Consider the following 950-nt stretch of genomic DNA (forward strand, 5'->3'; position numbering starts at 1 on the left):
CGGCCATGATTTCCCGGCCTGAGTATCCGGCTTCCGCTCCGCAAGGGTCTTCCGCGTAGGCAAGTACATCCCGCTTTCCCTTACAAAGCGCAATCGCTTCCTCCAATGACCACGCCCCATTCGGGTCAAGGGTGATTCTCGCCTTAGGAAACCGCTTCGCTAAAGCGGATGCCGCCTCGATTTCTTCTTCTCCGGAAAGGACGCCGCCTTTTAATTTAAAATCGTGAAATCCGTATCGTTCTCGGGCTGCCTCCGCAAGACGGACGATCGCCTCGGGAGTCAACGCTTCTTCACGGCGGAGATGGAACCAGTCGTCATTTGCCTCTTGTTCACTGATATAGGGAAGCGTCGTGCGCTTTCGGTCCCCGATGTAAAACAAATAGCCGAGCATCTTCACTTTATCCCGCTGCTGGCCTTCCCCCAAGAGCGCCGCCACAGGGACGCCGAGAAATTTTCCGAGCAAATCGAGCAAAGCTGCTTCCAATGCGGTCACAGCGTGTATCGTCGTCCGCTGGTCAAAGGTCTGCACCCCGCGTCCTCCGGCATCCCTGTCTTTAAACCGGCGCCTGACGGACTGCAAAATCGATTGAACAGCGCCGAGCGGCTGATCGATGACGAGCGGCTTCGCCTGCTCCAGCGTCTGGCGGATCCGCTCGCCGCCCGGCACTTCGCCGACGCCGAGAGCGCCTGATGAATCCTTTAAAATCACGATATTCCGTGTGAAAAAGGGGCCGTGAGCTCCGCTCAAATTCAAAAGCATGCTGTCCCGCCCTGCCACGGGTATAACCCGCATGTCGGCAATAGACGGTGTTTGCGATGCTTTCTCCTCTTTTACATGCTGATGGATGTTTGTATTCATATCGATTTAGCCTCCCTCTTATTAAAGCGCTTACATTTCACATGGATAAAGTGGTGTCCGCAGGGTCTTTCTCTTTCTGCAGTTCGATGCG

At 55.2% G+C, this 950-nt stretch carries 1 protein-coding gene; it reads right to left on the reverse strand.

Features of this window, described 5'->3' with window-relative positions; all coding sequences use genetic code 11:
* Positions 1-859: enolase C-terminal domain-like protein (locus ACWHAR_RS24070; protein ID WP_452088058.1), on the reverse strand; the 859-nt coding region annotated here is incomplete at its 3' end.
* Positions 860-950 lie beyond the last annotated feature (91 nt).

Source organism: Bacillus sp. LR--39, from assembly GCF_053613335.1.